This is a genomic window from Deinococcus sp. QL22, assembly GCF_023370075.1.
Taxonomy (GTDB): Bacteria; Deinococcota; Deinococci; order Deinococcales; family Deinococcaceae; genus Deinococcus.
Window position 1 is genome coordinate 1450040 of record NZ_CP097149.1, and the last position, 26877, is coordinate 1476916.

Consider the following 26877-nt stretch of genomic DNA (forward strand, 5'->3'; position numbering starts at 1 on the left):
GCGGCCCTTCTGTCACTTTAACCGGGCATTCCCTTCATGGCTTGCAAGGGTTTGAAAAGAGTTCCAGCCCAATTGTGTCTTTTGCTTAACTTTCTCTTAAAACAGACTTTCGGGCGGGGCATCCTTTTGTTCTTCGGGCCACCACTGTACTTTGCTCAGGTCGCAGCGGCCAGAGGAATCGAGTACCACGCCCTCGGCCACCAACAGTCCTTCCTGCATATCGCCGAAGCCGACTTTGTGCGTACTCACGCGGCCCTGGGCATTGATGACTCGCTGCCAGGGCAACTCCGAGCCGCCCATCAACGAATTGAGTACAAACCCCGCCTGACGCGCCGCCCCCGGACTTCCGGCCAGGAGTGCCAGTTGCCCGTAGGTCATCACGCGGCCTTCGGGAATGCGGGCCACCAGCGCCAGCACGCGGTTTTTGAAGCCCGCTTCTAAATTGGCCGCTCCCGGTTCGTGCGTCATGCGTCGCCCCGCATGGGCCCCCACATTCGGTCTTCATCGGGCAGCGGAAAGCCGCTCACCTTCAGCGCCAGCGCAATTTGGCCCCGGTGGTAGGCCGTGTGCCCCAGCATATGCAGCACAAACTGGGCGGGTGAGGGGTGCGGTAGGTCGCCAGACGTGGTGGCTACCGTTGCCGTTTGCAGCGTCGTATTCCACACTTCGCGCATCACGGCAGCGGCCCGCGTGGGATCATCCTGGGCCACAAAAGCGTCGGTCTGGGTTTCGTCGTATAGCACGGGCAAAGGCAGGGCCACACCTTCGTTCAGTTGTGCCAGCCAAAACTTCGTCGATCCGGCCATATGCGCTAGATGTTGGGCCACCGTCATGCCGCCGCCGGGCGTCTGAGCGGCCATCATTTCAGTGGTCAGGTGACCGCACAGCACGTCGTTCACACGGTTTTCGGCGGCCACAGCGGTCGCCAGCACGCCAGCCAGCTCGGAACCCATTGGCCCAGCAAAAGAGGGAACAGTCATGGCTTTAGGGTACAGGGCGCAGAGCAGTTGGGGGTTATGGGGGCCAGCGTGGAGGGACTAGCCTTGTTTAGAGAGTACGTTCCACTTCCCGCTTTCCCGGCTTCGGCCCAAATTGCAGCGGCGCATGCCCCGGCACCGCTTTCAGCGCAAATTCGGTCAGGCCCAACCGGTCAGGTTCCTCCAGGTGATATCGGAAGTTCCAGAGGTAATGCTGCACCACCCGTTCGGGCAACCCCAATTTCAGGGCGTGCCTGCGGGCCACTTCTGCCAGATGTCCTAACCCTTCCCGCCGCGCCTCGCGCATGGCCTGCACCAAGTCGGGCGGGGGCGGATGGCCTTTGCGGTAAGCCCACACGGCAAACACGAACGGGTGTCCGGTAATGGCAAACCATTCCTCGGCCAGATCGGTCACGTGGACTGTTTGCCCGCCTGCGCGTCCGGTGTGCGGCAGGGCAGTCATGGTGGTTTCGGGCGTGAGGGGGCCAACCGCCGCGTACCACTCGCGCAGGGCGCTGTCTCCAATTCTCAGCACGCCGTCAAAGCCCGCCGCCAGCAGCGTTTCGGGCGTTCCCTCGGCTCCCTCCAGCACAGGCGTCAGCCCACGCTCCTTCAGCACCACTTCCAGCAGGGCCACACTGGTCGCGCTCTGGCTGGTGAGCGCAATTCGCCTGAGTGCGTGCAGCGGCGCAGTATGAAACAAATTTACCGAATACACCGGCCCCAGCACGCTCACCGAAAAATCGGGCAAGGCTTCGAGCTTGTCGGCGTTGCGGATAAATTCCACCACGCTGATATTCGCCACATCCACGCGTCCATCCAGCAGCGCGGCATTCATTTCGGTGGGCACGCCCGTAATGGCGCTCACGCCCGGCGGCAACTGCAACGAATCCAGAATCGGCGCAACGTTGGTGAAGTGAATCCAGCCCGCGCGGTAGGTCATGACTGTTCCCGTGCGGGTCTAAGGGTCGAAAGGTCTAAGGGTCTGAGGAACTGCGCTAGCTGTGTTCTTAGTCTCTTAGACCCTTTGACCCTTAGACCACAAGCAAAGCGAGTCCTCACGGCACCACCTGCACACTCACCGCTTGCCATTCTCCACCCCTTCTGGCGTACACGCGCAGGAAACTTTGCACCCGCTCGCCGCCTGCATACAGCGTGCCCCGCGTAATCGCCGCGTCGCCGTACACCCGCGAGGCGTGGCGCTCAAACACCAACGCGGTGGCCGGATTGTTCACCATTTCGCGCAGCAGGTCCACCCGGAACACCACCTGCCCGTCTGGAAAAAAGGCCATCCAGTCGTCGGCCAGTACCCGCGCCATACGCTCCGGGTCGCGGTGATGGTAGGCAGCGTTCCAGAGGTCGTCCAAGTACAGCACGGCATCTAGGTCTGATACCGTTGGCTCAGGCGGCAGCACGGTAGCTCTTTCTGTTGTAGATCAGGTCGGCCAGAATCAGGCCGATACAGGTCAGCAGCCACACCCAGCGCAGGGCCGCCAAGCTTGCCAGCCAGCTTTCAGGAAGGCCGACAGCCACGAATCGCCGCAGCACAAAGTCGGTCAGGACAGGCACGAGCAAGAGTCCCCAGCCCCAGTACCCCAACTGGCCCGGACGGTATCGGTGCAGTCTGCTCAATCGGCGGCCTCTGGGTTCTGGCCCACCTTCGGAAAGATTTCCAGTTCGTTGTAGTAGGCGTCGCGCAGTACAGGCGTGCGGCCCGCGTGCTGAATCATGCGTACCATTCCGGCCTGACTGAGCGCCATCGGGCTGGTCGCGCCCGCCGCATGGGCAATGTGTTCTTCCTGAATCGTGCCGTCTATATCGGACACGCCCCAGTCGAGGCTGACCTGCGTCAGTTCCGAGCCGATCATGACCCAATAGCCCTTGATGTGCGGAAAATTGTCGAGGTAGATGCGGGCGACAGCCAGATTCCGCAGATCGTCCAACCCCGTCGTAAAGTCAGTTTTGCCCAAATTCTGCGCCAACGTATTGCCCAACGGCTGGAAGGCCAGCGGAATGAAGGCGTGAAAGCCGCCCGTTTCTGTCTGGAGTTCGCGCAGGCGGTGCATGTGATCCAGCCGTTCTTCCAGCGTTTCTATGTGGCCGTACAGCATGGTCGCGTTGGTTCGCATGCCCAGCGTGTGGGCCTCGCGGTGAATTTGCAGCCACTTGTCGGCCTTCACCTTGTTCTTGGCGACTTGCAGGCGCACGCGGTCTGCAAAGATTTCTGCGCCGCCGCCCGGCATGGCGGCCAAGCCTGCGGCCTGCAGTTCGCGCAGCACGTCCAGCGTGGGCCGCTTGCCAATTTTGCTCAGGTGCTCGATTTCTGCGGCTGTAAACGCCTTCACCTGAAGATCAGGAAACGACTCGCGCAGTTGACGCACCATCGCCGGGTAGTACTCCCACTTGTGGTTGGGGTGGTGGCCGCTGCTCATGTGCAGTTCGGTAATGCCGGGCAGGTAACGCCGCCGCACCTGCTCCACCACCTGTTCGGGCGAGTAATCCCAGGCCCGTTCCTCGGTTTTGTGCGCGGCAAAGGCGCAGAAGGTGCAGCCCACGTAGCAGATGTTGGTAAATTCTAGCCGCATGGAATGCACAAAATAGGTTTTGTCGCCGTGCATCTGCTCGCGCCGGGTGTTGGCGAGGCGCATCAGGGCGTTCAGGTCGCGGGTGTGGTAGAGCCGCAGGCCTTCATCAAACGACAGCCGCTCGCCTGCGTCCACCTTTTCTACAATGGGCGCGAGGTGCTGATCACGAAGCCACTTCATGGACTTAGGGTAGCGCGGGGCGGGGTGGTGAAGTGTCCCATTGGGGAAGGTTGCCCCACCAACGCGCTACCCTGACTCCCAGCATGAGACTCGATCATTTTGCCACCGAGGGTTCCACCGTTCGCATCTGGGGAGACACCGATGTGGTGGTGGTCAGCGTGCCCCTGCCCGGCGTGCTGCGGCTGCGTCTGGCCCCCGAAGCGCGGGCGGGCACCTACACCTTTCCCAAGTTGCCGCCCAAATCTTCGTTTGCCATCCGGCCCGACGCGGCGGCCCCTGAAGCCGTGCAGGTGCGCGAAGCAGGCGCGGAACTGGTCATTCAGGGCGGCGGCCTGACCTGCCTGCTGAACCGCGAAACCGGAGCGTGGCTCGTGCTGGACGGCGACCCCCAGACCAGGCGCGTGCTGGCTCAGGCGGCCCTCTGGTCTGGAGAAGTGCCCAATGCCCGCGACGCGTTGGACGCTGAAGTGTTCGATTTGCAGCGCACCCGCCTCACGCTGGACGCCCCGCACGGCGCGGCCTACCTGGGCTTTGGCGAGCGCGTCGGCCCGATAGACAAACGCGGGATGCACCTTACCTTCTGGAACACCGACTGCTTCCCTCACCACACCGACACCGATCCTTTGTATGTGTCGGTGCCGTTTACCACTGTCCTAGACACGGCGGGGCTGGCGCACGGCGTGTTTGTGGACGAGCCCTGGCGCATGGAAGCCGATGTGGCCCGCAGGCGTCCGGACGCGCTGACCTTCGCCTCGGCGGGGCCGGAACTGGATGTGTACGTGCTGGCAGGCCCGCGCCCCGCCGACGTGTTGCGCCGCTACGCCGATCTGACCGGATACGCGCCGCTGCCGCCGCTGTGGGCGCTGGGAGCCGCCCAGAGTCGCTGGGGCTACAAAACCGCCGATGAACTCCGCGCTATCGTGGCGGGCTACAGAGGGCGCGATCTGCCGCTGGACGCCCTCTACGTGGACATCGACTACATGGATGCCTACAAGGTCTGGACAGTTGACCGCCACCGTTTCCCCGACATGAAAGCCCTCGTGGGCGAGCTGTTGGAACAGGGCGTGCATCTGGTGCCCATCGTCGACCCCGGTGTGAAGGCCGAGCCCGGCTACGACGTGTATGACGAGGCGTTGGCCGGAGATCATCTGGTGCGTACGGCACGCGGCGACGTCTTGGTGGGCGAGGTCTGGCCCGATCCTGCCGTGTTCCCCGATTTCACGCGGCCAGAAGTGGTGGCGTGGTGGGGCAGCCGTCACAAGCTGTTTGCCGATCTGGGCATTTCGGGCCAGTGGAACGACATGAACGAACCCGCCTGCTTTTCGCTGCGGCAACCGCGAGTCACCGAAGGCAAAACCCTGCCCTACGACGCCCGGCACGGCACACGCCCCCATATCGAAGTCCATAACGCCTACGCCAACGGCATGAGCGAGGCGTCCCGCGCCGGGTATGCCCAGTTCAGCCCGCACCTGCGCCCGTGGATTCTGACCCGCGCCGGATACGCCGGAATTCAGCGCCACGCCACCGTCTGGACAGGCGACAACACCGCCACCTGGAGCCATTTGGCCCTCAGTTTGCCCATGATTCAGGGCCTCGGCCTCAGCGGGATTCCCTACGCCGCCGCCGATGTGGCGGGCTTTGCAGGCGATACCACCGGGGAACTGATGGCCCGCTGGTATCAGGTGGCGGTGGGCTATCCCTTTCTGCGAAACCACGCGGCCAGCGGCACCGCCGATCAGGAACCCTGGCGCTTTGGCGAACCCTTCCTGAACGCCATTCGCACCGCCCTGAACCTGAGGATGCAACTGCTGCCGTACCTGTACACGCTGGCGCACGAGGCCACCCGCAACGCCCTGCCGGTGATGCGCCCGCTGGCCCTGCACCACGCCGCCGACGCCGACGCCCTGCGCGAAGACACCCAGTATTTGCTGGGCGAAGGCTTGCTGGTTGCCCCTGTTCTACGGGCCGCTCATACGCGCCGCCTCGTTTATCTGCCCACAGGCAGCGAGTGGGCCGAAGTGTTCAATCTGGCCGAATTCGGAGCCGTACACGCGGGCGGCACGTACACAGTGGCCGACGCGCCCCTGAACGTGTTGCCGCTGTACCTCAAAGCTGGCCACGCCATTCCCTTTGCTGCAACCGCTGCCCACACCACCGCCGCCCAGTGGCCGCGCCTGTCGTGGCTGGCCTTTGCGGGAGCTGACGGCTTCGTGGGCCAACTCTACGAGGATGCCGGAAACGGCCCCGCCGACGCCCCCTCCCGCCTGACCCGGATTGTGGGTGAGCGCGAAGGCCAGAGCCTCACCATTCGCCGCGAAAGCCGGGGCGACTTGCCCGACTTTGGGCAGCGCGAAAGCCTGCACCTGATGGGCCTGAAGTCCGTGAGCAGTGTGCAGGGCGCAGCCAGCCACAGCTACGCAGACGGCCTCCTGCGCCTGTCGCTGCCTGCCGATTGGACGGAAATCAGGATCGAGGAAGAGGAGAGCGGGCAATAGAACAGAGCGGAAGAGAGAATGGCCCCCAGTCTGCACACGGCTGGGGGCCATGTTGACAGCAGGCGCTACTTCACCCCGTGCAGTTGTACAGCGTCAATTTCCTCGTAGGTTCCCATGTTGTGGTTCGGATCAATCACGACTTTCACCGACTTCACGAGGTAGGCGGTTTTGGGAAAGGTGGCGATAAAATTGACGGTGTAGTTGGGCTGTGTGTTGTCCTTTCCGGCCCACACCTGATAGATCTTGCCCTGCGTGTCGATGGCAAAGATTTTCCGAACAAAACGCCGTAGGTGTGGCGCACCAGCACGGCGCTGGCATAGACCGGCTCCTTAAAACTGACCGTAAGCGACTGGGTCACGCCATTTTTTGTGGCGGCAGCCCACGCGGTCGCGTTGTATCCGTAAGCCATGGTGTTGGGTTCGACCAATGCTTGCTTGGCCCCCAACTGTCGGCCCCATATTCAGAACTGCGTGTGACCACAGCGCTGGCCCACTGCTTCAGCAGAGGTGTTTGAGCCGATGCAGCGCCTAACAAGACACACAATCCAAGCAGCGAAACCACCCTATAGACCGGACGTTTCATAAAGTCCCCTTTGAGACGAGGGGAGCAGGTAGACCGAGCATACCCTTCCGGTGCCTCTCTGGAAGTGAAGATGGCGCGGTTCAAGACCTGGCGATGGGGGGGGATAGGGCCTGATCCAAACTGTCTTGCAAGTCGTTGAACCGGAGTAAATCCTCGATTTCGTCGGCCAGATCGGGGCCGTACTTGTAGGCTGCCCGCCCGCCCACCTGCCCGGTGCCGTACTTCTCTCGGTAGTTGGAAACTGGGCGCTCATAAATGACGGCTTCGGCCAGCGCGTTGGTTTGGGGCAGGCGGGTGTTCAGGATGGGCGGCGTGGGTTCCCCATGTGGCGCGAAGGCGGTTTCCAGATCGGCAGGTAGACGCTCCAGCCCGCGCTTTTGCGTGCTGCTGTTGCTCTGGTACTTGGTAATGATCACGCCCAGACAGCTGATCTTCAGGCCCCTCTTGGCCTTCACGTCGGCCACCCGGTTCACAATTTGCGGCACGCCGTAGGTACTCATGCGGTCTGGGATGGTGGGAATCAGGTAATGGTCGCTGACTTCCAGGCCGTTCAGGGTCACGAAACCCAGATTGGGCGGGCAATCGATCAGCACGTAGTCGTAGGCCGAAAACAGCGGCGCGATGAACTTCCTGACCACTTCCATCGGGCTGACGGCGTAGTGGCTGCGGGTGCTGATGTCCTGCATCCGGTCTTGTACGTCGATCAGGCGAATGGAACTGGGCGGCAGATCAACACGCCCATACTGCACGTCATCGGGCAATTGATCGATCATCTCGTGCTTGATCAGATTCAGGTTGCTGGCCCCCCGAATCACGGCGCGGGCCGGGTCAAAAATGGCCGTGCCGTTCACCTGATCCAGAAACAGGTGCGCCAGCGTTTGCCCCGCGTCGTCGGCCCGCATCCAGCGCTCCTCTCCGATCAGGGCCAAAGTTGCGTTGGTCTGCGGATCTAGGTCAAGCACCAGCACACGCTTTTGCCCCATGATCGCCAGCGTATCGGCCAGCATGACGGCAGTGGTAGTCTTGGCAACGCCGCCTTTCAGATAGATGAAACTCAGAACTTTGGTCATCAATTACAGGGCTTTGATCTGGTTCAGCACCACTTCGGGGCGCACCGTGTAGTCTCCGGTGGCTTTTTCTACGTGCTCAAAACGCACCACGCCCTCTTTGTCGATCAGAAACACGGCGCGGGTGCTGATGCCGCGTTCGTCGATTGCCACGCCGTACAGGCGGGCCACCGTCAGCGTCATATCGGCCAGCAGCGGCACTTCTATACCGTATTCGGCGGCCCAGGCGCGGTGGGCATGCACGCTGTCACGGTTCACGCCCAGAATCACGGCTCCGGCATCGGCAAAATCATCTTGCCGCCCGCTGTATTCCGGCAGTTGCATGGAGCAGACCGGGCTGAAGTCCAGCGGATAAAACACCAGTACCACGTGCTTTTGACCCCGGTAGCTGCTGAGGGTCACGGGGTCGCCCACCGACGACGGCAGGGTGAAATCGGGGGCAGGTTGTCCAAGCAGGCTCATGCGCCAGAGTCTAGCGGGCGGCGGCATGGGCGTTGTGCGGGAATCTGCCTTCTGCGGTACGCCTTCATGCCACCTGAAGAGTATGCATTCTTGCTTTGAACTGCGTCCCATTTCCCCGTTCAGTGCGTGCCTTTGGCTTAGGCTGGGCCAGTACCGTCCCCAAGATGTATCGATTCCCCGGAAGACGGCGCAGGAGGATCACCGATGGCTGAAGTTATGCCCCCCAATATGCTGAATGACCGCCCGCGCACGCCTGCCGGGATGCTCAGCAATGCTGAAAAAGACCGCCTGATCGAACGTGGCTTCCTTGGCCTGTACCGCTGGTATACCGCCCGCAGCCAGGAAACCCGCAACTGGAACGCCGACCGGAGCTTCGACTGGCGTGCCATGAACCAGAACCTGCCCCCCGAACTCATCACGGTCATTCAGGGCTTTTTTGCCGTGGAGCAGTACGCGCCCGACTTCACCTCCAGCCTGATTCATCTGGTCAGGCGCTCGCATGGCCGCAGCCACTTTCAGATGCGCTGGGGCAGTGAGGAAGAAAAGCACGCCGATGCCTGGGAAAACGCGGTGCTGTTCAGCGGCCAGCGGACTCCTGCGTGGATCGAGGACTATAAGCACCGCCTGAAGTCCCAGACCTGGGAACTGCCCTTTCCCGACGCTATTCACAACCTCGTGTACACCGTGTTTCAGGAGCGGGCCACCCAGCTGAACTACCTGAACATGATGAAAATCGCGCAGGGCAAGAGCGACAAGCCGCACCTGAAAGGCATCGTTGACCCCGTGCTGGCGAAAGTCGCTCAGACCATCGCCGTAGACGAGGCCGCGCACTATAACTTCTTCCTCGAAGGCGCACGGATGTACCTGTACTACTACCCGGAGCGCACCCTGGAAGCGATCCGCAACGTGATCGGTATGTTCTCCATGCCCGCCGCCACCCTGATCCCCGACTGGCGCGAGTTCTCGGAAACCGTGTACCGCGCAGGCATCTACGGCCCCCGCGATTTCAACCGCGACGTGATGCAGGTGGCCTTCCGCAACCTCGGCATTGAGAGCCGCAAATCGCTGGAAGAAGGGATTCGCAAAACCCGTGAGGTTCCCGATTTCGAGGGCGGCAACTTCGGCACCACCGCTATCTGGGACACCTTCGATTACGGCCAGGTGGAAGGCGACGTGAAGCGCCTGCACGTGAAGATCGAGGAATACGAGAAGGGCATCGGCTTCGACCTGTACGATCCGACCACCTTTATCGCCAATCCCGCCGTGCCCAAGTCGGCCTCCACCGATGACGGGCAGGCCGCCGACGACTGATCGGGCTTGTCGGAGAAAAGAACAGAAGGGATGGCCTGCGGCAGAGTTCGCGGGCCATTTTTTTTGCAGTCTCTCCGTTCCACTCCCCTCACCGCCCGCCCAAATCTCCGGCATCGGGCTGGGGGTAAGAGCGGGGGATAGGGGCTGGTTTAAGGGCCTGCGTCTATACCGCTGCTAAGTCCCTCGCAGTCAAGCTTTGGTTTTACCGAGCAGAGCGAGAAACGAAGAAAGACCAAAATTTGAGTAGCCGTGCCCTTCCTCGACCCTTAGACGTCCTTTTCTCCCGGCACCCGCGTCTGGTTCGGCGTCGGCTCTGGAAACTGAGGATTGGCCTTGCGTCCGGCTTCACGGGGATAAATGCGGGCATCTACGCCGTACTCCTGCCCGTCTGGGCGCACCTTAAAGCGCGTGACTTTGGCGGGCACGCCCATAGCAATCCCGTGCGGCGGAATATCGGCCCGGAGGAGGGCGTGGGTGGCGAGCATCGCGTCGTCGCTGACAATGCTGCCCGCCAGAACGGTGGAATGGTAGGTAATCCGCGCCCCCCGCCCGATGACGGTGCGGCGCAGGGTCACGTCGGGGCCGTCCAGCACGCTGTGGGTGTGGCTGTAAATATTCACGTAATCGCTGACCGAAGCTCCATCGTGCAGCTCTATGCCGCCAATATCGTCGAGCAGCACATGGCGGTGAACGACCACATCGTCGCCCACGTCCATGTTGTAGCCCACGCTGAATTCCACGTTTTGCCAGCACTTGAAGTCGCGGCCCACGCGCTTAAAGATATGGCCCGCCAGCACCCGCCGCACCGGAATGCCCAGCACTGGATTCTGCCCGATAGGCGTCAGATCGAGGTTCTTCCAGAGCCACAGCAAAGGCTTCACGGCCTCGAATTTGGCCGTGTCTGTCGCCATGTAGTACTCGGCCTCGAAGGTCATGTTGCGCGAATCCAGATTCAGGGCGGCCAGCGGCGCGTCGGCGGCCAGTTGCCCGTACTCGCGCCCGTACATGGCCTGCGCCAGAACCTCGCGGGCCAGCACCGGGCGCTCGGTGGCGGGGTCGGCCAGCCTTGCCTCCAAATCTGCAATGAAGGCGTTGAACGTGTCCTGCGCGTTCGATTCGATGTTTACCGGCTTGAGCCACGTCACGCCAGCCACTGTACCGCGCAAACCAGTTTAAGAAGTAGGAGTGCTTAGACCTTCTCTGCACAAAGCCGTCACCCAGTGGGGCACGCCCAGGGGGCAAGGGGTTGGCCGAATGGGGCGCTGGCGTGGATCGGCCCGCTTCGGATCAGCTCACTTTGAATCGGTGCTGTGCCGTGCCCTTGCCCTAGAATGGGGGCGTTATGCCCGTCCTCATTGCCGCCTTCGCCTATCTGCTGGGATCGTTGGTGGCGGGCATCCTCTATTCACGCGCCCTCGGCCAGGACATCCGTGACCGAGACCTGCCGGGCGGAAGCGGCACAGTGCGGCAATATGGGCGCTGGGCAGGCATCGCCGTCACACTGGCCGATACGGCGAAGGGGCTGGCCGCCGTGTGGCTGACCCAGTTGGTGGCCCCCGAATGGACGGCGGTCGCTGCATTTTTCGTGGTGCTGGGGCACTGCTACCCGGTCTTTTTCGGCTTTCGGGGGGGCGTGGGCATCGGGCCGTTTATGGGCGCGCTCCTGGCGGTGGCTCCGGTGACCATTCTGGGTATCGTGGGCATGGGACTGGTCATCATGCCGCTGTACAAGGCCACCCTGCAACAGCGCCTGAAACTGAATGCCGTGCCCTTTGCCACCGTGATCGTGCTGCCGCTGGGCGTGCTGCTGGCGCTGCGGTACGGCGGCCTGCCCGAATTGCTGGCAGGCGCGGCGGCCATGACCATCCGCACGGTTCACCTGATGATTGCGCCGCCTGTACGTCCCGGCGGAGCCACGAGCAGCGAGACCAAAGCGTGAGCCGAAGCCGTTCACAACTCGTTTGTTTGTCTGGCCTGTTTGCCCTCCTGACCCTGCCCGCTCTGGCCGGAGCCGACGCCGTGCTGGAAGGCCGAACTCTGCGCTACGAAGACGGGCCGCGCCTGCTGTGGCAGCGCACCTATCCGGCGGCGCTGGGCGACCTGACCGGGCCGCTGAACGTGGGCAACCTGACCTACCTCGGTGTGGGGCCACAGGTGTATGTGCTGAACGCCGACAGCACCGTGCAGGCCCGCGTAGACCTTCCCGGCATGGTCACATCGCTGGATGCCAGCAGCGGCACCGTGCGCGTGACCACGCAGGGCGACGGCTACACCGAGCGCTTTACCCTGGGCGACGCTGCACAGGGCGCACCTGTTCAGGAGCGGGTGGTGCCGCCGCCCAATCCCGAAATTACGGGTTGGCTGGCCCGCGCCGCCGACGCCGTACCTCAGGCCCAACTGGCGCAGGCGGGCGCACAAGACCCCACCAACCCCTTTACCGCGCTGCGTCAGGCCAACCTGGCCAACATTCAGGGCGACACGTTTTCGGCTCTTAGTGCGGTGCGGCGTGCCCTGAGTGCCCAGATGCCGTTTCCGGCGTGGGTGATGCTGGCGGCCCGGCTGGACAGTGCAGGCTTTCCAGCGGCGGCAAATCTGGCCCTTGACCGCGCCAAGCGTGACGCTGCCGAGCGCGGTTTCGACCCCGAAATCAGCGTGAGCCGGGCCACCCTGAGCGCCTACGGCAATCCCAGCGGCTACGTGGGGACGCTGCTGGCCCAGAACCGCCTGACGCGGGTGGGCGCGTGGCTGGCCTACCTGCGAGAACTGCATCCCCGGTTCGAGGGCGGCCCGGCCCTGTACCTGCGGTACGCCGACCTGTTGGAAGCCCAGGGGCGCGGCGGCGAGGCCGAGGAATGGCGGCAATTTACCCGCACGCTGCGGGCGGGCACACTGTACAACCTGGGGCCAGACGGCACCGGGCAGGTGCGCGACGCAGCCCGCCTGGTCACGCTGGCCCTGCTGCTGGCGTTGGCGGCTTCCTTTGCGGCGCTGGTGGCCCGGGCGTGGCGGGTTCAGGGCGAAGATACCCGCCCGTTGGGGGGGCGCTGGCGTTCCGTGCTGCGCCGTCCGTTGTCGCGGGCGCGGCGCAACACGCTGGCTTATGCGTCGTTCGGGGAACGGCTGGTGCTGGTCACGCTGGCCCTGGGGCTGGTGGCGGCGGTGGGCGGCTGGCAATGGACGAATCACACCGGGCAGGGCCTTCGGGCGGCGGCCCTGACATCGGGCACGTATGGCGGCGGCTGGGTCACGGCCCGCCTGAGCGACCTGAATCTTCGCCCCAGCCCCGACGCGGCACTCCTGGCGGGCCTGTCTGCCCAACTGGACGGAGACGACAGCGTGGCCCGCGCCCAGTACACCCGAGCTCAGGACACCCGTGCCCAGACGGCTGGCGCTGGCCCAGATGCCTGCGCCCTGAACAACCTCGGCGTCATTGCGGCCCAGCGCGGCGACGTGCCCCAATCCCGCGAAAGCTACCGCGCGGCGCTGGCGATCCGGCCTGATCTGGCCGCCGCCGCCTTCAATCTGGGCCTGAATCCCGGCACACCCGGCACGGCGTTTCAGCAGCAGTACCGCCCCGGCCAGCCCCGCCTGTGTTACCCCGACCAGCGCAGTCTGGCCCGCGCGGTCAGCGGCGACCTCAGCGTGACCCTGCGCCGCGACCTTGCTCAGCCGTTGGCCCTCCTGAGCGATGCTCCCGGCCAGAGCGCCCGCCTCGGCGCGGCCCTGCTGGGGGCGCTGGCCCTCTTGGCCGCCATCGCCTTTACCCTCCTGATTCCCCGCGCCGCCACCGACGCCCGCCTGCGCCGCCCCGCCGTTTACCGCGTGCTGGCGCTGCTGCTGCCCGGCGCGGCCCTGCTGGAAGGTGCGTGGGGCGGCGTGCTGCTGCTGGCGTGGGGGGCAACGCTGGCGGCTTTGGCTCCCCTCACTGGCCTCATCGCCTACGCCCAACTGCTCGACCCGGCCCAAATTACGACCCGCAATCTGCTGCTGGCTGTCCTGATCGGCGTGTATGCCCTCAATACCTTGGTATTCGCCCTGATTGAACTGCGCCACGCCCGCAGTACACGCAGGGAACGGGCGGAGCGCTGAGGAGCGGCGGGTGCGAGAGTGGAGGGAACACCGTAAGCATCTGGTTATGGCGATAAGAAAAATGTAGGGCGGGAGCAAGCGGAACGCAGGAGTGCTGTATTGGGGACTCATGGGTTTTTCAACTCTGGCTACGCTGGCACTTCTTCTGCTCATTATAGGGGCCGCTGTATGGACTTTAGGAGGCCACAAGAAAAGCCAACGTGAACAAACTGTTGGAAAAACTCTGATCGCGTTGGGAATCCTGGCTCTCCTTGGCCTGATGGGATTTGTTTATATTTTGGCCTGAATTCTATGAGTAATAGGCGAAAGAGAGTGCTGTGGCGAGGATGGGAAGCAGACTCCTGATCAAAGAGCTCTGCAAGAAGCTCAACCTTTACTTTGTGTTTCCTTTATGCCGAACCCAAGTCAACGGCGAATCTCAAGCCTGTATCCGGTTACGCTCCCAATCGCCCCCTTCATAGTTTCCCCAGTTAGCGGGTGCAACCGGGACACCTCGGCAGATACAGATCAGCTTGGGCGGGCATACTCGCGTGATGCCTGTGGTTACTCTGCCTTTCCTTCCGTTTCTCTTGCCACACCGCCGACGAACCCGTTCTGTGCTGGCCGCGCTGGCCCTCTCACTTGCGCCGCTGGCCTTGCCTGCCTTTGCCCCGGCTTTTGCCGCCTCGGTGGGAGCCGCGCAGCTGACCGTGACCACCGACCAGACCGCCGCGTACCTGAACGGTGAAGGCACCAAACTGGTCAATGCTCCGCGCCTGATCGGGGGGCGCACCATGCTGCCCCTGCGCGAAACGGCGGCGCTGCTGGGCCAACCACTGATTATCGGGACTGGACAGATAGGAACAGGGCAACTGCAACTGGGCAAATTGGTCATCGACACCCGTACCAATTCGGCGGCGCTGGCGGGGCAACCTCAGCCCGAAGGCAACGTAGTGAGCGCGGCGGGCACGCTGTATGTCACTGCCCGCCTGATTGCCGACGCCCTGAACGCTAACATGAGCGTGGACGATTCGGGCCGCACGCTGACCCTGACCGCCCTGCGTGACGGCGGCAATCCGCTGGCCCCGCAGGCCCGTTTTTCCACTGACAAGAACGTGTACGCGCCCGGCGAACGGGTCATCTTCACCGATTATCCCTTCGACCCAGACGGCTCCGATATCGTTTCGCGGCGCTGGACGGGGCGGCAGGACGTGTACTTTCAGCCCGGAACGTACACGGTAGGCCTGCAGGTCGCCAATGCGCGGGGGCTGCAAAGCACGCCGTTTACGCGCACCATCCGGGTCGAGGGGCTGCCCATAGATTCGCCTCTGACCTACGCCCTGAAATATGCCGACCCCGGTGAGGCTTTCCCTGATCCGGCGGTGCTGAATTACCCGGCAGTGACGCCGCAGGTCGTGGACGGCCCCAGCATTCCGCTCCTATTCAGCGACAGCCCCGAAGCGCCCACCCAGAGCGGCGTGCTGTACCAGGACAGTGTGGCCGGACGCGCCCGCCTGCTGGCGTACCACCTGAATGCGCTGAACAAACCCGCCCGTCTGTACGTGCTGGCCCGTAACACCGAAAACCGCCAGGTAGAGGTGAGAACTGAGCGCCTGGGCGAAACCGCGCCGACCCGCATCGAGGGCATTCTGGGGCAGGTCACGCTGCTGGATTACTTTGCCTACACGGGCAGCCAGACCCTTACGCTGGCCCCCGGCCAGAGCGCCGCCGTGTATGCCAGCCCCACGCTGGGCATGGGCAGCGGCGTAAACCTGATGCAGGACGTGGTGACCACAGGCCGCGTGGAACTGACCTTCCTGATGCTGGAAGACGGCCTGCCGGTCAGCGGCCAACTCGTGCAGCAACTCCCGTATTTGCCTACCGATGGCCGCCATGTGCGCGGCACGTTTCCCGACGCGGTGCGAACCCTGCGCGTGAACCTGACCAGCCTCCCCGCCCGAATCGTCATTGGCGACGGCATGGTCGACCCCGCCATTACCGGAACTGATAAACTGACTGGCCAATCGGTGCGCCTGATGGGAAATTACGGCGTGCTATACGATTTGGAAGTCAACGGTGCGGCGGGCACGGCGGTGGCCCTCAGCCCACGCGGAGGCCTGTACCGGGGAGCCATGAACGTGACCGATGGCCCGCTGGTGCAGACCATCAAGATGCCGCGCACGGGAACGGCCCTGTCGCCCAACCAACCTGTGATGCTGTGGCGTGCCCAGACAGACCGCCTGAATATTGATTTTGTGCCCGCCAGCGGCAGCAATCTGCCGATCAGTCTGGTGTTTTACAAGACCAAGTTTCAGAGCGGGTTTGGGGGGATTATCAAGACGTATCAGCCCTAGGGAACTGATCGTGGAGTGTGGATCGTGGGGCAAGCGCCAAACCACGATCCACGTTCCGCTTACAGCGTTCCCGTCGCCTGCACCCACCACCCCGGTTTTACCCGCGCAATGGCCCGCGCCGCGTCGTGCGCCTGATCGTCGGTGGCGGCCAGTGCAAAACAAGTGCTGCCTGAGCCGCTCATCAGCGGAGAGCGCAGGCCAGCTTCGGCCAGCAGCGTCAGGGCTTCCCGAACCGGGGGGTGGCGCAGGGCCACATGGGGTTGCAGGGCGTTCAGGTAAGGCACGGGGCGTCCGGTGGTCAGGGCGTCCAGAATGGCCTCCACATCCAGCGCGGGCGAGAATTCTTCTTCATCGTCCAGCCAGCGGTAGGCGTCGGCAGCACTGACTTCTACGCCCGGATTGACCAGTACCAGCGGCACACGCGGCACAGGCAGCGGCGTCAGGATTTCGCCCACGCCCTCGGCGATGGCCGCCTGTCCGATCAGAAAAAACGGCACATCGGCCCCCAGTTTCAGCGCCAGTGCAGGCAAATCTACGCCTGCCGGAAAGAGCCGCGCCAACGCCATGAGGGTGGTGGCCGCGTCGCTGCTGCCGCCGCCCAGGCCCGAAGCGAGGGGCAGCCGTTTGGTCAGCGTGATCTGCACGCCCGTGTCCAGGCCCGCTGCATCCAGGTAGGCGCGGGCCGCCCGGAACACCAGGTTTCTGGCATCGGTGGGCAGGTCTGTGCCTTCTACCGCCAGTGCCAGCGTGGGCGCAGGCTGAATCTCAATGTCATCACCCACGTTCAGCGGCACCATGATGGTATGGAGTTCGTGGTAACCGCCCTGCCGCAGCCCGCGCACACTGAGGCCCAGATTCACCTTCGCCGGGGCGAAATAGGTGGTGGGTTGGGTGCGGGTGGGGACGAGTTGGGTCATCAGGGGCAGCATTCCATACCGGGGCGGGAGGTGTGAGGGGCAGGTTAGGGGGGTTACTTCATGAGGGATGGAAGTTGGGATTGGGAGGGGATTTTGGTCTGCTCTCACGTTTTGCCTTACCCCCAGCCCCCTCCGCTCTGGAGATTTAGGAGAGGGGCGAGGGCTGGGGACTCGCAAAGCTGCGAAGCACAGGGAGGGAGGATGCGTCAGCGATTGCCTTCCTAGATTCTCAGACCCTAGACCTTTAGACCAAGCCCCCCAAACCGCCGCTTAGCCCACACCCTGAAACTGCACCAACACCCCTTGCCCGTCAGCCGCCTGCCGTGCCTGCGTCAACTGGGCATGTGCGCCCACCAACAGCGCCCGCTCAGGTCGTTGCCAAAGTGCCTGCGCGATTTTGCTGGCGCGGCGTACCAGCAGGGTTTCCCCCGGCAGGGCCAACGTCACGGCGGCCAACAACGCCTGTGCGCTGGGCGGTACATCCGACAGAGGATCGAGGTTCACGTGGGCGGTCACGCGCTCGCTGCCCCGGCGCAGGCTCACGCGGGCTTCGGGCACGCTGTGGCGCTGTTCTATCAGCACATCGGCGTGCGGCGAATCCAGCCCCGGCGTGTTCAGGCCGCGCCGGGCGTCGTTGGCGAGATGGTGGGCGTCCAGCATGTGCCGCCGCGTGCGGGTCACGTAATCCACCCGCAGCCCAATGCCCCGCGCTTCGGCCTCGTCCTGCACCTCACGGGCAGCGTCGGCCAGCAGCTGCGGCCCTCGTCCCCGCGCCACCGACGCAATGACGGCTTCGTTGTCGGTATGCACGCTGAGGGGCTGGCCGTCTGGGGCGTGCCGCAGGGCTTCCAGTACCGCACGCAGTTCGGCGGCGTTGTTGTCGGGCGCCTCCAGTTGCCCCTGAAAGCGCGAAGGCAAATTGCCGGGCCTCAGCAGCACCAGGCCCCAGCCGCCCAAGCCGCGCCCGTCAGGTAATTCGTGCCAACTGGCATCCACGAACGCATGGTTCATCAGGGTTGTCCTTTTGAAGTGAGAAAAGATTGGTCAGAACACAAATTTTAGAGCGTGTGGCGCAGCCAGATGGTATGCGCCGCCCGCATTACCTCTAAGCTTAAAGGCTGAGGTCTAACACACGCCCAAGCACGCGTTGGGCTTGCAAATGCAGGCTGCGCGGATCGTATTCGTTGCGCTCTACCGCCGCCAGGAGTTCGGGCGACAGGCCTGCTTCCTGAGCCATCGTATTCAGCGGAATACCCAACAACCGGCGGCGCACACCGATGGCGTGGGGGGGTGCAGTGGGTGTGCCGGGAGTGTCCATAAACTATCTTGCCGTACCTGACCCGCCGGGAATGCGATACTGCTTTCATCATGGATGTACTCGCGCTGTACAAGGAAGCGGGCGCTTACCACGAGGGGCATTTTTTGCTCGCCTCTGGTCGCCATTCACCCAAGTTTTTGCAGTCCACCACGGTCTTGCAGTATCCCCACCTGACCGAGCGGATTGGGCAGGCCATCGCCGAAAAGCTGCGTGAGGCCCACATCGGGGCGCGGTTGGTCGTCGGCCCCGCGATGGGCGGCGTAGTGCTGGCCTACGAAGTGGCCCGCCATACCGGGGGCCGCGCCATTTTTTCGGAAAAAGTGCAGATGGAAGGCGGCAGCAACGCCATGAAAATCCGCGAGGCCTTTACCCTTTCGCCCGGTGAACCGTTTGTGGCCGTAGAAGACGTGCTGACCACAGGCGGTAGCGTTCTGAAAGCCGTTCGCGCCACCGAAGCGGCGGGCGGGCGCTGCGTCGGCATTGCCTGCATCGTGGATCGCCGCAAGGAAGACGGCCCGCTGGAAGGTTATCCGCTGATCGCCCTCACCCGCCTGACCTTCGACACCTACGCCCCAGCCGACGTGCCGGACTGGTTGGCGGAGCGGCCCTTGCAGGAGATTTAGGGCTTTGTAGAGAAGGTTTGAGCTGTGGCCTTCGCTCCTTGCGACAGCTTTGATCCCAACTTCTTGGTCGGCTCCCACGTTTTGCCCCGCCCCCAACTCCCTCTGTTCCGCAGCTTTGCAAGTCCCCCACCGGGTAGGGGGGCAGCGCTGCGCTCGGCAGGATTGATCTTGTCGCGTTCACACTCGGCTAAACCGTTCGTCTGAGGCGAAATTGCCAGTTGTCTTAACGCTGGAATCGGCCCGCCCATCGCGTGGACGACGACCTCACACGGATAGGGCAGGGACGGGGTTTCTATTTGCAGCTCCTCACCCTTGGCTTGCAAAGCTCCGCAGGCGAGAGAGCGCCATGATTGACCTCCTGCCCCGGCCTCAACTCAGTACAAAAATTTACCTGCTCTGCCGTGCCTGAAAGTTGGGTACGGTTTTTTGCTGTCCTGATGCGGCTTTCCAGGTTCCAATGTTTGACTTTACTGCTTATCTGGGTTCATCCCACACCAAAGACGCGGCCTTCATGAAGGTTGACAGGCAGTTAACAAATGGCGCACACTCTCTTTGTCCTAATGTAATCGTTTGCAAGCACCGCTTCTCGTCTGGCAGCGGCCCACAGAATAAAATTCATCTATAAAGGTGTAATCGATTGCAATGTCAAGCATTCAAGATGTCGCCACCCTTGCCAATGTCTCTGCGGCTACTGCGTCCCGTGCGCTTAGTCGCCCGGATATGGTCGCCCAGCCTACCCGCGAACGTGTGCTACACGCCGCGCAACAACTGGGTTACCAGCCTAATATGCTGGCCCGCAGCCTGCGCCAACGCGAAACGCGCACCATCGGCGTCATCGTGACCGATATCTTGAACCACTTTCATGCCACGCTGGCCAAAGGCGTGCAGGACGCCGCAGACCGTCACGGTTACACGGCCTTCCTGTTCAATACCGACGAAGATGCGGGCAAAGAGCGCCGGGCTCTGGATACCTTGCGTGGGCATTTGCCGCAGGGCCTGATCGTGGTGCCCACTCCCCACACCCGCGAAAACCTGAAACTCGTTCCCAATTTGCCCATCGTGGAACTTGACCGGGTCACGGGCAATCCGGGCGTGACCACGGTGACGGTAGACAATATCGGCGGGGCGCGGGCGGCCACCAAGCACCTGATCGGCCTCGGCCACACGCGCATCGGCATGATCGTGGGCAAGCTGGACATCAGCACCGCCGTAGAGCGCCACACCGGATTTCGGCAAATGCTGGAAGAGTCGGGCGTTGCGTACCACCCCGACCTGGTGCTCCCCGGAGAACACCGCGAACAAGATGGACGGAAAGCGGCGATGCGCCTGCTGAGCTTGCCCGCCCACCTGCGCCCCACCGCCCTGTTTGTGGGCAACAACGAAATGACGGTGGGCGCAGTGCTGGCCGCCCGCGAACTGGGCCTGAACATTCCCGGAGACCTGTCTATCGTTGGCTTCGACGACTCCCGCTGGGCACAGACCATGACCCCGCCCCTGACGGTGGTGGCGCAGCCCGCTTACGACCTCGGCGTGCTGGCCTGCGACCACCTGATTGCTCAACTCGGCCACATCCAAGCGGGCCGCGCCCGCGCCTCTCCGGCCCGCGTGCAACTGCCCACCGAACTAATTTTACGGCAATCCACGGCTCCGCCCGTTTGCGTTCCAACCGCTTAGTTGTTCTGTCTGCCCCCGGCTCCCGCCTTCTTTCACCCCATAGGAGAACCACCATGCGTCACTCCAAGATTGCTGCCGTTGTCGCCACCCTCGCCCTGTCTGCCACTACCGCCGTGAGTGTCGCGCTTGCCCAGAGCAGCGCCCAGCCCATCATCGGCCTGATTACCAAAACCGAAACCAACCCCTTTTTCGTGAAGATGAAAGAGGGCGCGCAGAAGGAAGCCACCCGCCTCGGGGCCAAGCTGCTGACGGGCGCGGGCAAGGCAGACGGTGACAACGCCGGACAGGTGACCGCGATTGAAAACATGGTGGCTGCCGGAGCCAAAACCATCCTGATTACGCCCAGCGACGCCAAAGCTATCGTGCCCGCCATTGCCAAAGCCCGCGCCGCTGGCGTGATGGTCATCGCGCTCGACAGCCCCACCGAACCCACCACCGCCGTAGACGCGCTGTTTGCCACCAACAACTATCAGGCAGGCGTCCTGATCGGGCAGTGGGCCAAAAAAGCGATGGGCAACAAGAAAGCTGTGATCGCCGCACTCGACCTGTTCCCCGGCCACCCGGTGGGCATTGCCCGCCACAACGGCTTCCTTGCTGGATTCGGCACGGCGGGTATCAGCGCCACCACCAAAAATCAGGTGAACACGGGCGTGTCCTGCGCTCAGGATTCTTTCGGGGATCAGGCCAAGGGACAGACCGCTATGGAAAACTGCCTCCAGCGCAACCCCAACATCAACCTCGTGTACACCATCAATGAACCCGCCGCTGCTGGTGCGTACCAGGCCCTCAAAGCCATCGGGCGTGAAAAAGACGTGCTGATCGTGTCGGTCGACGGCGGCTGCGCGGGCGTGCGGAACGTGGTCAGCGGCGTCATTGCGGCCACCAGCCAGCAGTACCCCCTCAAGATGGCCTCTATGGGCGTCGCCGCAGGCGTGAACTATGCCAAAACCGGCAAGAAAGTCAGCGGCTACACCGACACGGGCGTGACGCTGGTCACCAACAAGGCGCAGGCCGGCGTCAAGAGCAGCAACACCACCTTCGGCCTCGCCAACTGCTGGGGCAAGTAAGCGGGCCAGAGGGGAAAGAATGAGCGCAAGCGATTCACCTCGCCCTTCTTAGCCCCTCAGACCCTGACCCCTCAGACCCTAGCCCCTGAGGCCCGTCCCAACCTCAACCCCTAACGCCTTCCGCTCGCCACCCAGAAGGAAGCCGACACAGCCACTGCGCTGGGCTGGCTTCCCCCTTCCTATTCCTTTTGCCTCAGAGGTTCCTGTCATGACCCAGCCTGCTACTGCTCCGCCCCCTGCCAAACGTCCGGCGTTGCCCAGCCTCACTACGCTGGGGCCGCTGCTGGCCTTGCTGCTGGCCTGCATCTTTTTTGCCACGCAGTCCGACCGTTTCCTGACGGCCACCACGCTGTCTTTGGTTCTCAAACAGATTTCTTTCGTGGCGGTCATCGCCATCGGCCAAACGCTGATTATTCTGACTTCGGGCATCGACCTGAGTTGCGGCGTGATTATGGCGCTGGGCAGCGTGGTCATGACCAAATTTGCCGTAGAACTGGGAATGCCGCCCATCGTGGCAATTCTCTGCGGGTTGGCAATTACCACCGCCATCGGAGCGCTGAACGGCGTACTGATTACCCGGCTCAGGCTGCCGCCGTTTATAGCCACGCTGGGCATGTACGGCATTGTATTTGCGGCCACCCAGATCTATTCCAACGCCCAGACCGTTACCGATTTGCCCCCCGCGCTCAACTTTTTGGGCCAGACCTTCAATGTTCTGGGCACGCCCTTTACTTACGGCGCAGTGCTGATGCTGATGCTGTTTGGTGTGGCCTGGTTTTTCCTGACCCAGACTGCGCCGGGCCGTCATGTGTACGCGGTGGGCAACAACCCCGAAGCCGTGCGCCTGAGCGGGATTCCCACCACGCGGCTCCTGATCAGTGTGTATGCGGTGGCGGGTCTGCTGTACGGCATTGCCGCCCTGATTCTGGTGGGCCGGGTCGGTGCAGGCGATCCCAACGCCGGACAGACCGAAAACCTGGAAAGCATCACCGCCGTCGTGCTGGGCGGCACCAGCCTGTTCGGTGGGCGCGGCAACGTACTGGGCACTTTTCTGGGGGCGCTGATCGTGGGCGTGTTCCGGGTGGGCCTCACCCTCAGCGGCGTCAACAGCGTGTACCAGATTCTCATCACGGGTGTGCTGATTATTCTGGCCGTCGCCACCGACCAATTCTCCAGAAGGAAGGCGTAATTTCATGACCCTTCAAGCGATTTCCGGTGCGGCCCCGACTCCCGGCGTGCCGCTGGTGATGGAAGCACGCGGTCTGGTCAAGCGGTACGGCCAGGTGACCGCCATCAACGGGGCCGATTTTGAACTGCGACCCGGCGAGATTCTGGCCGTTATTGGCGACAACGGCGCGGGCAAAAGCAGCATGATCAAAGCTTTGTCGGGCGCAGTGGTTCCCGATGAAGGGCAGATTTTCCTGGACGGCCAACTCGTTTCGTTCCGCAGCCCGATTGATGCCCGGCGGCAGGGCATCGAAACGGTCTACCAGGATCTGGCGGTGGCTCCGGCCATGACCATTGCCGAGAACCTCTTTCTGGGCCGCGAAATCCTGAGGCCGGGGCCGATTGCCAAACTGCTGCGGATCATCGATAAAAAGAAGATGCACGAGGAAGCGGTGCGGCATATGCAGGGGCTGCAATTTGCCATCAAGAGTATGAGTCAGCCCGTAGAAACCCTGTCGGGCGGGCAGCGGCAGGGCGTGGCGGTGGCCCGCAGCGCGGCTTTTGCGCGGCATGTGGTCATCATGGATGAACCTACTGCGGCCCTCGGCGTGCGCGAAGGCAACATGGTGCTTGACCTGATCCGAAAAGTGCGCGACGGCGGCCTGCCCGTCATTCTGATCAGCCACAACATGCCCCACGTCTTCGAGATTGCCGACCGGATTCACGTTCACCGCATGGGGCAGCGGGCCGCCCTCCTCAATCCCAAAAAAATCAGCATGGCCGACACGGTGTCGGTGATGACCGGGGCGCTGAAGCCGGAACAACTGAGCGCGGAGATGCTGGCCCACTGAAGTTGTCCCGTAAGTGATTGGTTCTGAACTCAGGCCCACCGTGAATCAGCGGCGGGCCTGCCTGCATGTAGGTCAGCGCGTGTAGACAGCACTCTGGCTCTGCGGGCCTGTGCCTGGGCGCGGCAGCCAGAATAGAACCATGACGCTTAGCCATCCGGCCCACCCGTTCGACCCGGCCCATGCTTCCCCCGAAGGATTGGCCCTGGCCCTCGATCTGGGCACCGGCAGCGTGAAAGTCGGTTTGGTGACCGCAGGCGGCGAATTGGTGCGGCAGGCCAGCCGTGCTTACCCGGCGCTGTCGGTGCATCCGGGCTGGGCCGAAACCGACCCGGCGGCGTGGTGGGCCGGGGTGGTCGGGGCCGTGCAGGAGGTGCTGGAGGGCCTAGACCCGGCGCGGGTGCAGGCCCTCGGTTTAAGTGGACAGATGCACGGCGTGGTCTTGGTGGATGCGGGTGGCCAATCCCTGCGCCCCGCCGTGCTGTGGTCGGATACGCGCAGCGCGGCAGAACTGGCCTCCTTTTCGGCTCTTGACCCTTCGCTGCTGGCGCGGCTGGGCAACCCGCCTGTAGCGGGCATGGCGGGGCCAACCCTGCTGTGGCTGAGGCAGCACGAGCCAGCTCACTATCAGACGGCACGCTGGGCATTGCAACCCAAAGACTGGCTGCGGCTTTACCTGACCGGAGAAGTTGCCACTGACCCATCGGACGCGTCAGGCACGCTGCTGTACGACCTGACGGCGCAGGCCTGGTCGGGAGAAATATTGGAGAAGCTGGGCCTGAATCCAGCGCTGCTGCCACCCGTGCTGCCCTCGAATGCGGTGGCGGGAACGCTTCTGGCTCCAGTGGCCGCCGAACTGGGCTTGCTCACAGGAATTCCCATCGTGACCGGAGCCGCTGACACCGCCGCCGCCCTGTACGGCAGTGGCCTGCTGCCCGGCGAAGCCCAACTGACGGTGGGCACGGGCGCTCAGGTGGTGGTAAGGGCCGCCATGTTGCCTGCCGCGCATTCCAGCCTGCACGTGTTCCGCGAGGCCGAGGGTGCGGGGTGCTACACGCTGGCGGCCATTCAAAATGCGGGCCTGGTGCTGGAATGGGCACGCCGAACCCTGCGCCTGACCTGGCCCGAATTTTACGCGGCGGCGCAGGAAATAGACGCCGACCCGCTGCCCACCTTTTTGCCCTACCTGACCGGAGACCGGACGCCGCACCTTGATCCCCACGCCCGCGCCGCCTGGGTGGGCCTGAACGCCGCCCATGATCACCGCCATATGGCCCGCGCCGCCTTTGAGGGGGTCGCCCTGTCCATCGCGCAGGCCGCCGAACTGCTGCCGCTGTTGCCGGGGCAAGCGCTGTTGTTGGCCGGCGGCGGCACGGTAGACCCCTGGTGGCGGCAACTGCTGGCCGATTGCCTGGGACGAGAACTGCGCGCCGTCGCCACGCCGGGAGCCTCGGTGCTGGGTGCGGCGCGGCTGGCGTGGGCAGGAATTGGGGTCGAAAGGCCGCCCACGCGCCCACAGGTCACCGCCGTTATCGTGCCGCAGGTGGGCCGGATTTCGGCAGAGCGGCACCGGGCGTTTCGGGCGGCGTACCGGGCAGTCTGAGGGGTGGACGGTCTAAGGGTCTAAGAACTCGCCCCAACACTCTTCCCTCCCCTTGAGGGGGGCATTGCGGAGCAATGGGGGGGGTTAGGCCAGTAGTACAGACGCCCCGCCCCTTGCTCCGTCACCTTCACCGATCCGTCGTCACCGTATACGTTCCGTCGCTGCTGCCTGTAAAGGTCACCGTGCCGTTCTGGTCGGTGCGGTAGATGCGGATGCCGTTTTGCTTGTACAAATCCAGCGCCGTTTTGGTCGGGTGGCCGTAATTGTTGTCTCCCACGCCGATGACTACATTTTCGGGCCGCACCTGCGCCAGCCACGCCGGATGGTCGCCGTTGGCCGCGCCGTGATGAATGCTCTTGTACAGCTGAAACGGACCCTTGATTTCCGGGCGGTCTTCTTCCAGCCAGGCCTGCGTTTCGGGCTTCTCGCTGTCGCCCGTCATCAGGGCATGAAAATTGCCGAAATCCAGGCGAATGCCGATGCTGTTTTCGTTCTGGTCTTTGCCCATGCCAGCGGGCGGGTCAATCACGCGCACCTTCACGCTGCCCAGATTGATCACCTGATCGCCCGCCTTCTGAAATTTGGTGCCGGCGGCTTCGAGGCCGTCTACAAGGCGCTTCCAGGTCTGGGTGGTGGCCGGAATGCCGTTGTTGATAAACAGCGTGGGCTTGGCTTCGGCGGCAGGAACCAGGCCCGCAATATGGTCGGCGTCGCCGTGACTGGCGATCATCAGGTCAATCTTGGTGATGCCGTAGGTCTCCATATGCTCGCGCATCCGCTCGGCGCTGCGGCCCCCGTCGTATAGCAGTGTTTTGCCTTCAGGACTGCGAATGAGTACGGCGTCGCCCTGCCCCACGTCCAGAAAGCGGATCGTGACCTGTCCGGCAGGTGTTTTGGTGGTGTCGGGTGTGGTGGTCGTGGTGCCGCCCCCAAACAGGCCGCCGCCCGCGCACGCCGCAAGACTGGCAGTCAGCCCCAACACCAACAGACCCAACAAGTCTGAAGAAGTCGGACGGCCCCGGCTCTTGCCCGTTTTGGCGGTGCTGCGCGCCCTTTTGCCTGTCGAAGCAGCTTTGGGAGCCGCCTTCTTGCTGACGGGGGCTTTTTTCGCCGCTGGCTTTTTCCCAGATTCCTTGTCTTTGGAGGGACTCATAGCGTAATTTCTCCGTCTGCATTCACAGCTAAGGTCGCGCCGCGTGCATTCCGGGCGTCCAGTTCAGCCCCACCTTCGGCCCGCCGCGCCTGCGTTTCTTCCTTCAGAATATGGGCTACCGCGCCGTCCGGGCCGTCCTGAATCCCCAAAATATCGCCCTCCTGCACGCCGCCGGGCAGCGATGAGAGCAAGATGTCCACCGTGCGGCCCGACGGCAATTCCACGCGGGCCATGCGGCCAGTCGGCGTGTCCTCGATTCCGTCTACTGTCCAGCGTTCGCCTGCCCACACACTTGCACCGGGGGAGGCGCTGGGGGGGGCCGGATTCTGTTCCTGCTCGGCTTTCGGCTCATCCTTCACGTGTACAGCGTACCGCGTGGAGCAACGATTAAGGCCGTTGTGCCCCCTCTTGGCCCCCCACTGCGCC

Annotated in this window: 26 protein-coding genes; 11 read left to right on the forward strand and 15 right to left on the reverse strand. The window is 63.4% G+C overall.

From position 1 onward, the window contains the following. Positions 1-96 precede the first annotated feature (96 nt). The 6 genes from M1R55_RS07020 to mqnE all read right to left on the reverse strand — a co-directional run bounded on the left by M1R55_RS07020 (position 97) and on the right by mqnE (position 3742). Entirely contained in the window at positions 97-468 is a 372-nt protein-coding gene (locus tag M1R55_RS07020) for an MGMT family protein (RefSeq protein WP_249393962.1), read from the reverse strand. Further along, positions 465-980: a DinB family protein gene (locus tag M1R55_RS07025; protein ID WP_249393963.1), complete on the reverse strand. Its 516-nt coding sequence runs from the start codon at positions 978-980 to the stop codon at positions 465-467. Before M1R55_RS07025 ends, M1R55_RS07020 begins: the two co-directional genes overlap by 4 nt. A 67-nt stretch (positions 981-1047) precedes the next feature. After that, positions 1048-1920 (reverse strand): menaquinone biosynthetic enzyme MqnA/MqnD family protein, encoded by an 873-nt coding sequence (locus tag M1R55_RS07030; protein WP_249393964.1) that lies wholly within the window; start codon positions 1918-1920, stop codon positions 1048-1050. 115 nt (positions 1921-2035) lie between these two features. Further along, entirely contained in the window at positions 2036-2392 is a 357-nt protein-coding gene (locus M1R55_RS07035; RefSeq protein WP_249393965.1) for a nuclear transport factor 2 family protein, read from the reverse strand. Then, positions 2379-2609, reverse strand: coding sequence for a hypothetical protein (locus M1R55_RS07040; protein ID WP_249393966.1), 231 nt, complete (start codon positions 2607-2609; stop codon positions 2379-2381). Before M1R55_RS07040 ends, M1R55_RS07035 begins: the two co-directional genes overlap by 14 nt. Beyond that, positions 2606-3742: an aminofutalosine synthase MqnE gene (gene mqnE / locus M1R55_RS07045; protein ID WP_249393967.1), complete on the reverse strand. Its 1137-nt coding sequence runs from the start codon at positions 3740-3742 to the stop codon at positions 2606-2608. The genes M1R55_RS07040 and mqnE overlap by 4 nt, the downstream gene beginning before the upstream one ends. An 83-nt stretch (positions 3743-3825) precedes the next feature. On the opposite strand from mqnE, the gene M1R55_RS07050 reads away from it, so the two are divergent. After that, positions 3826-6237 carry a TIM-barrel domain-containing protein gene (locus M1R55_RS07050; protein ID WP_249393968.1) on the forward strand — a complete coding sequence of 804 codons (2412 nt, stop codon included), beginning with the start codon at positions 3826-3828 and terminating at the stop codon, positions 6235-6237. 65 nt (positions 6238-6302) lie between these two features. Here the strand turns inward: M1R55_RS07050 and M1R55_RS07055 are convergent, their stop codons facing one another. From M1R55_RS07055 to M1R55_RS07065, 3 genes are all read right to left on the reverse strand, one after another. Next, positions 6303-6470: a hypothetical protein gene (locus M1R55_RS07055; protein ID WP_249393969.1), complete on the reverse strand. Its 168-nt coding sequence runs from the start codon at positions 6468-6470 to the stop codon at positions 6303-6305. Positions 6471-6899: 429 nt separating this feature from the next. Continuing rightward, entirely contained in the window at positions 6900-7889 is a 990-nt protein-coding gene (locus tag M1R55_RS07060; RefSeq protein ID WP_249393970.1) for a ParA family protein, read from the reverse strand. Between the two features lie 3 nt (positions 7890-7892). Continuing rightward, entirely contained in the window at positions 7893-8348 is a 456-nt protein-coding gene (locus M1R55_RS07065; protein ID WP_249393971.1) for a peroxiredoxin, read from the reverse strand. Between the two features lie 204 nt (positions 8349-8552). Between M1R55_RS07065 and M1R55_RS07070 the strand changes: the two genes are divergently transcribed. After that, the gene (locus M1R55_RS07070) at positions 8553-9659 is read left to right on the forward strand and encodes an acyl-ACP desaturase (RefSeq protein ID WP_249393972.1); all 1107 of its coding nucleotides are present in this window, start codon (positions 8553-8555) and stop codon (positions 9657-9659) included. Positions 9660-9925: 266 nt separating this feature from the next. Here M1R55_RS07070 and M1R55_RS07075 read toward each other — a convergent pair whose 3' ends face one another. Continuing rightward, on the reverse strand, positions 9926-10804 hold the full coding sequence (locus M1R55_RS07075) for an acyltransferase (RefSeq protein WP_249393973.1): 879 nt from the start codon (positions 10802-10804) through the stop codon (positions 9926-9928). 197 nt (positions 10805-11001) lie between these two features. Here M1R55_RS07075 and M1R55_RS07080 point away from each other — a divergent pair, with 197 nt between their 5' ends. From M1R55_RS07080 to M1R55_RS07090, 3 genes are all read left to right on the forward strand, one after another. Beyond that, on the forward strand, positions 11002-11598 hold the full coding sequence (locus tag M1R55_RS07080; protein WP_249393974.1) for a glycerol-3-phosphate acyltransferase: 597 nt from the start codon (positions 11002-11004) through the stop codon (positions 11596-11598). A 26-nt stretch (positions 11599-11624) separates the two neighbouring features. Beyond that, a complete protein-coding gene (locus M1R55_RS07085; RefSeq protein ID WP_249393975.1) occupies positions 11625-13748 on the forward strand; it encodes a hypothetical protein in 2124 nt (707 codons plus the stop codon). 533 nt (positions 13749-14281) lie between these two features. Beyond that, positions 14282-16081: a copper amine oxidase N-terminal domain-containing protein gene (locus tag M1R55_RS07090; RefSeq protein ID WP_249393976.1), complete on the forward strand. Its 1800-nt coding sequence runs from the start codon at positions 14282-14284 to the stop codon at positions 16079-16081. 59 nt (positions 16082-16140) lie between these two features. Here the strand turns inward: M1R55_RS07090 and M1R55_RS07095 are convergent, their stop codons facing one another. The 3 genes from M1R55_RS07095 to M1R55_RS07105 form a co-directional block, all read right to left on the reverse strand. Then, positions 16141-16998 (reverse strand): 4-(cytidine 5'-diphospho)-2-C-methyl-D-erythritol kinase, encoded by an 858-nt coding sequence (locus M1R55_RS07095; RefSeq protein ID WP_249393977.1) that lies wholly within the window; start codon positions 16996-16998, stop codon positions 16141-16143. Between the two features lie 270 nt (positions 16999-17268). Further along, the gene (locus M1R55_RS07100) at positions 17269-18009 is read right to left on the reverse strand and encodes an RNase H family protein (RefSeq protein WP_249393978.1); all 741 of its coding nucleotides are present in this window, start codon (positions 18007-18009) and stop codon (positions 17269-17271) included. 100 nt (positions 18010-18109) lie between these two features. Further along, positions 18110-18316, reverse strand: a complete 207-nt coding sequence (locus M1R55_RS07105) for an XRE family transcriptional regulator (RefSeq protein WP_249393979.1) — start codon at positions 18314-18316, stop codon at positions 18110-18112. 50 nt (positions 18317-18366) lie between these two features. On the opposite strand from M1R55_RS07105, the gene pyrE reads away from it, so the two are divergent. The 6 genes from pyrE (at position 18367) to M1R55_RS07135 (ending at position 25298) form a co-directional block, all read left to right on the forward strand. After that, entirely contained in the window at positions 18367-18939 is a 573-nt protein-coding gene (gene pyrE / locus M1R55_RS07110) for an orotate phosphoribosyltransferase (protein ID WP_136366464.1), read from the forward strand. A gap of 642 nt (positions 18940-19581) precedes the next feature. Further along, positions 19582-20613, forward strand: coding sequence for a LacI family DNA-binding transcriptional regulator (locus tag M1R55_RS07115; protein ID WP_249393980.1), 1032 nt, complete (start codon positions 19582-19584; stop codon positions 20611-20613). Between the two features lie 53 nt (positions 20614-20666). Then, positions 20667-21680 carry a sugar ABC transporter substrate-binding protein gene (locus M1R55_RS07120; RefSeq protein WP_249393981.1) on the forward strand — a complete coding sequence of 338 codons (1014 nt, stop codon included), beginning with the start codon at positions 20667-20669 and terminating at the stop codon, positions 21678-21680. Positions 21681-21888: 208 nt separating this feature from the next. Next, a complete protein-coding gene (locus M1R55_RS07125; protein WP_249393982.1) occupies positions 21889-22869 on the forward strand; it encodes an ABC transporter permease in 981 nt (326 codons plus the stop codon). 4 nt (positions 22870-22873) lie between these two features. Next, positions 22874-23698 (forward strand): ATP-binding cassette domain-containing protein, encoded by an 825-nt coding sequence (locus M1R55_RS07130; RefSeq protein ID WP_249393983.1) that lies wholly within the window; start codon positions 22874-22876, stop codon positions 23696-23698. A gap of 139 nt (positions 23699-23837) precedes the next feature. After that, positions 23838-25298, forward strand: coding sequence for a xylulokinase (locus tag M1R55_RS07135; RefSeq protein WP_249393984.1), 1461 nt, complete (start codon positions 23838-23840; stop codon positions 25296-25298). 127 nt (positions 25299-25425) lie between these two features. On the opposite strand, the gene M1R55_RS07140 is transcribed toward M1R55_RS07135, so the two are convergent. Continuing rightward, positions 25426-26451 carry a ComEC/Rec2 family competence protein gene (locus M1R55_RS07140; protein WP_249393985.1) on the reverse strand — a complete coding sequence of 342 codons (1026 nt, stop codon included), beginning with the start codon at positions 26449-26451 and terminating at the stop codon, positions 25426-25428. Then, positions 26448-26810 (reverse strand): DUF3006 domain-containing protein, encoded by a 363-nt coding sequence (locus M1R55_RS07145; RefSeq protein WP_249393986.1) that lies wholly within the window; start codon positions 26808-26810, stop codon positions 26448-26450. Before M1R55_RS07145 ends, M1R55_RS07140 begins: the two co-directional genes overlap by 4 nt. Between the last annotated feature and the right edge of the window lie 67 nt (positions 26811-26877).

What these genes read in the sequence shown, in the direction of transcription:
- M1R55_RS07020 (WP_249393962.1), bottom strand. Translation starts at nt 468, where the DNA reads ATGACGCACGAACCGGGAGCGGCCAATTTAGAAGCGGGCTTCAAAAAC.
- M1R55_RS07025 (WP_249393963.1), bottom strand. Translation starts at nt 980, where the DNA reads ATGACTGTTCCCTCTTTTGCTGGGCCAATGGGTTCCGAGCTGGCTGGC.
- M1R55_RS07030 (WP_249393964.1), bottom strand. Translation starts at nt 1,920, where the DNA reads ATGACCTACCGCGCGGGCTGGATTCACTTCACCAACGTTGCGCCGATT.
- mqnE (WP_249393967.1), bottom strand. Translation starts at nt 3,742, where the DNA reads ATGAAGTGGCTTCGTGATCAGCACCTCGCGCCCATTGTAGAAAAGGTG.
- M1R55_RS07050 (WP_249393968.1), top strand. Translation starts at nt 3,826, where the DNA reads ATGAGACTCGATCATTTTGCCACCGAGGGTTCCACCGTTCGCATCTGG.
- M1R55_RS07060 (WP_249393970.1), bottom strand. Translation starts at nt 7,889, where the DNA reads ATGACCAAAGTTCTGAGTTTCATCTATCTGAAAGGCGGCGTTGCCAAG.
- M1R55_RS07065 (WP_249393971.1), bottom strand. Translation starts at nt 8,348, where the DNA reads ATGAGCCTGCTTGGACAACCTGCCCCCGATTTCACCCTGCCGTCGTCG.
- M1R55_RS07070 (WP_249393972.1), top strand. Translation starts at nt 8,553, where the DNA reads ATGGCTGAAGTTATGCCCCCCAATATGCTGAATGACCGCCCGCGCACG.
- M1R55_RS07080 (WP_249393974.1), top strand. Translation starts at nt 11,002, where the DNA reads ATGCCCGTCCTCATTGCCGCCTTCGCCTATCTGCTGGGATCGTTGGTG.
- M1R55_RS07090 (WP_249393976.1), top strand. Translation starts at nt 14,282, where the DNA reads ATGCCTGTGGTTACTCTGCCTTTCCTTCCGTTTCTCTTGCCACACCGC.
- M1R55_RS07095 (WP_249393977.1), bottom strand. Translation starts at nt 16,998, where the DNA reads ATGACCCAACTCGTCCCCACCCGCACCCAACCCACCACCTATTTCGCC.
- M1R55_RS07100 (WP_249393978.1), bottom strand. Translation starts at nt 18,009, where the DNA reads ATGAACCATGCGTTCGTGGATGCCAGTTGGCACGAATTACCTGACGGG.
- M1R55_RS07105 (WP_249393979.1), bottom strand. Translation starts at nt 18,316, where the DNA reads ATGGACACTCCCGGCACACCCACTGCACCCCCCCACGCCATCGGTGTG.
- pyrE (WP_136366464.1), top strand. Translation starts at nt 18,367, where the DNA reads ATGGATGTACTCGCGCTGTACAAGGAAGCGGGCGCTTACCACGAGGGG.
- M1R55_RS07115 (WP_249393980.1), top strand. Translation starts at nt 19,582, where the DNA reads ATGTCAAGCATTCAAGATGTCGCCACCCTTGCCAATGTCTCTGCGGCT.
- M1R55_RS07120 (WP_249393981.1), top strand. Translation starts at nt 20,667, where the DNA reads ATGCGTCACTCCAAGATTGCTGCCGTTGTCGCCACCCTCGCCCTGTCT.
- M1R55_RS07125 (WP_249393982.1), top strand. Translation starts at nt 21,889, where the DNA reads ATGACCCAGCCTGCTACTGCTCCGCCCCCTGCCAAACGTCCGGCGTTG.
- M1R55_RS07130 (WP_249393983.1), top strand. Translation starts at nt 22,874, where the DNA reads ATGACCCTTCAAGCGATTTCCGGTGCGGCCCCGACTCCCGGCGTGCCG.
- M1R55_RS07135 (WP_249393984.1), top strand. Translation starts at nt 23,838, where the DNA reads ATGACGCTTAGCCATCCGGCCCACCCGTTCGACCCGGCCCATGCTTCC.
- M1R55_RS07140 (WP_249393985.1), bottom strand. Translation starts at nt 26,451, where the DNA reads ATGAGTCCCTCCAAAGACAAGGAATCTGGGAAAAAGCCAGCGGCGAAA.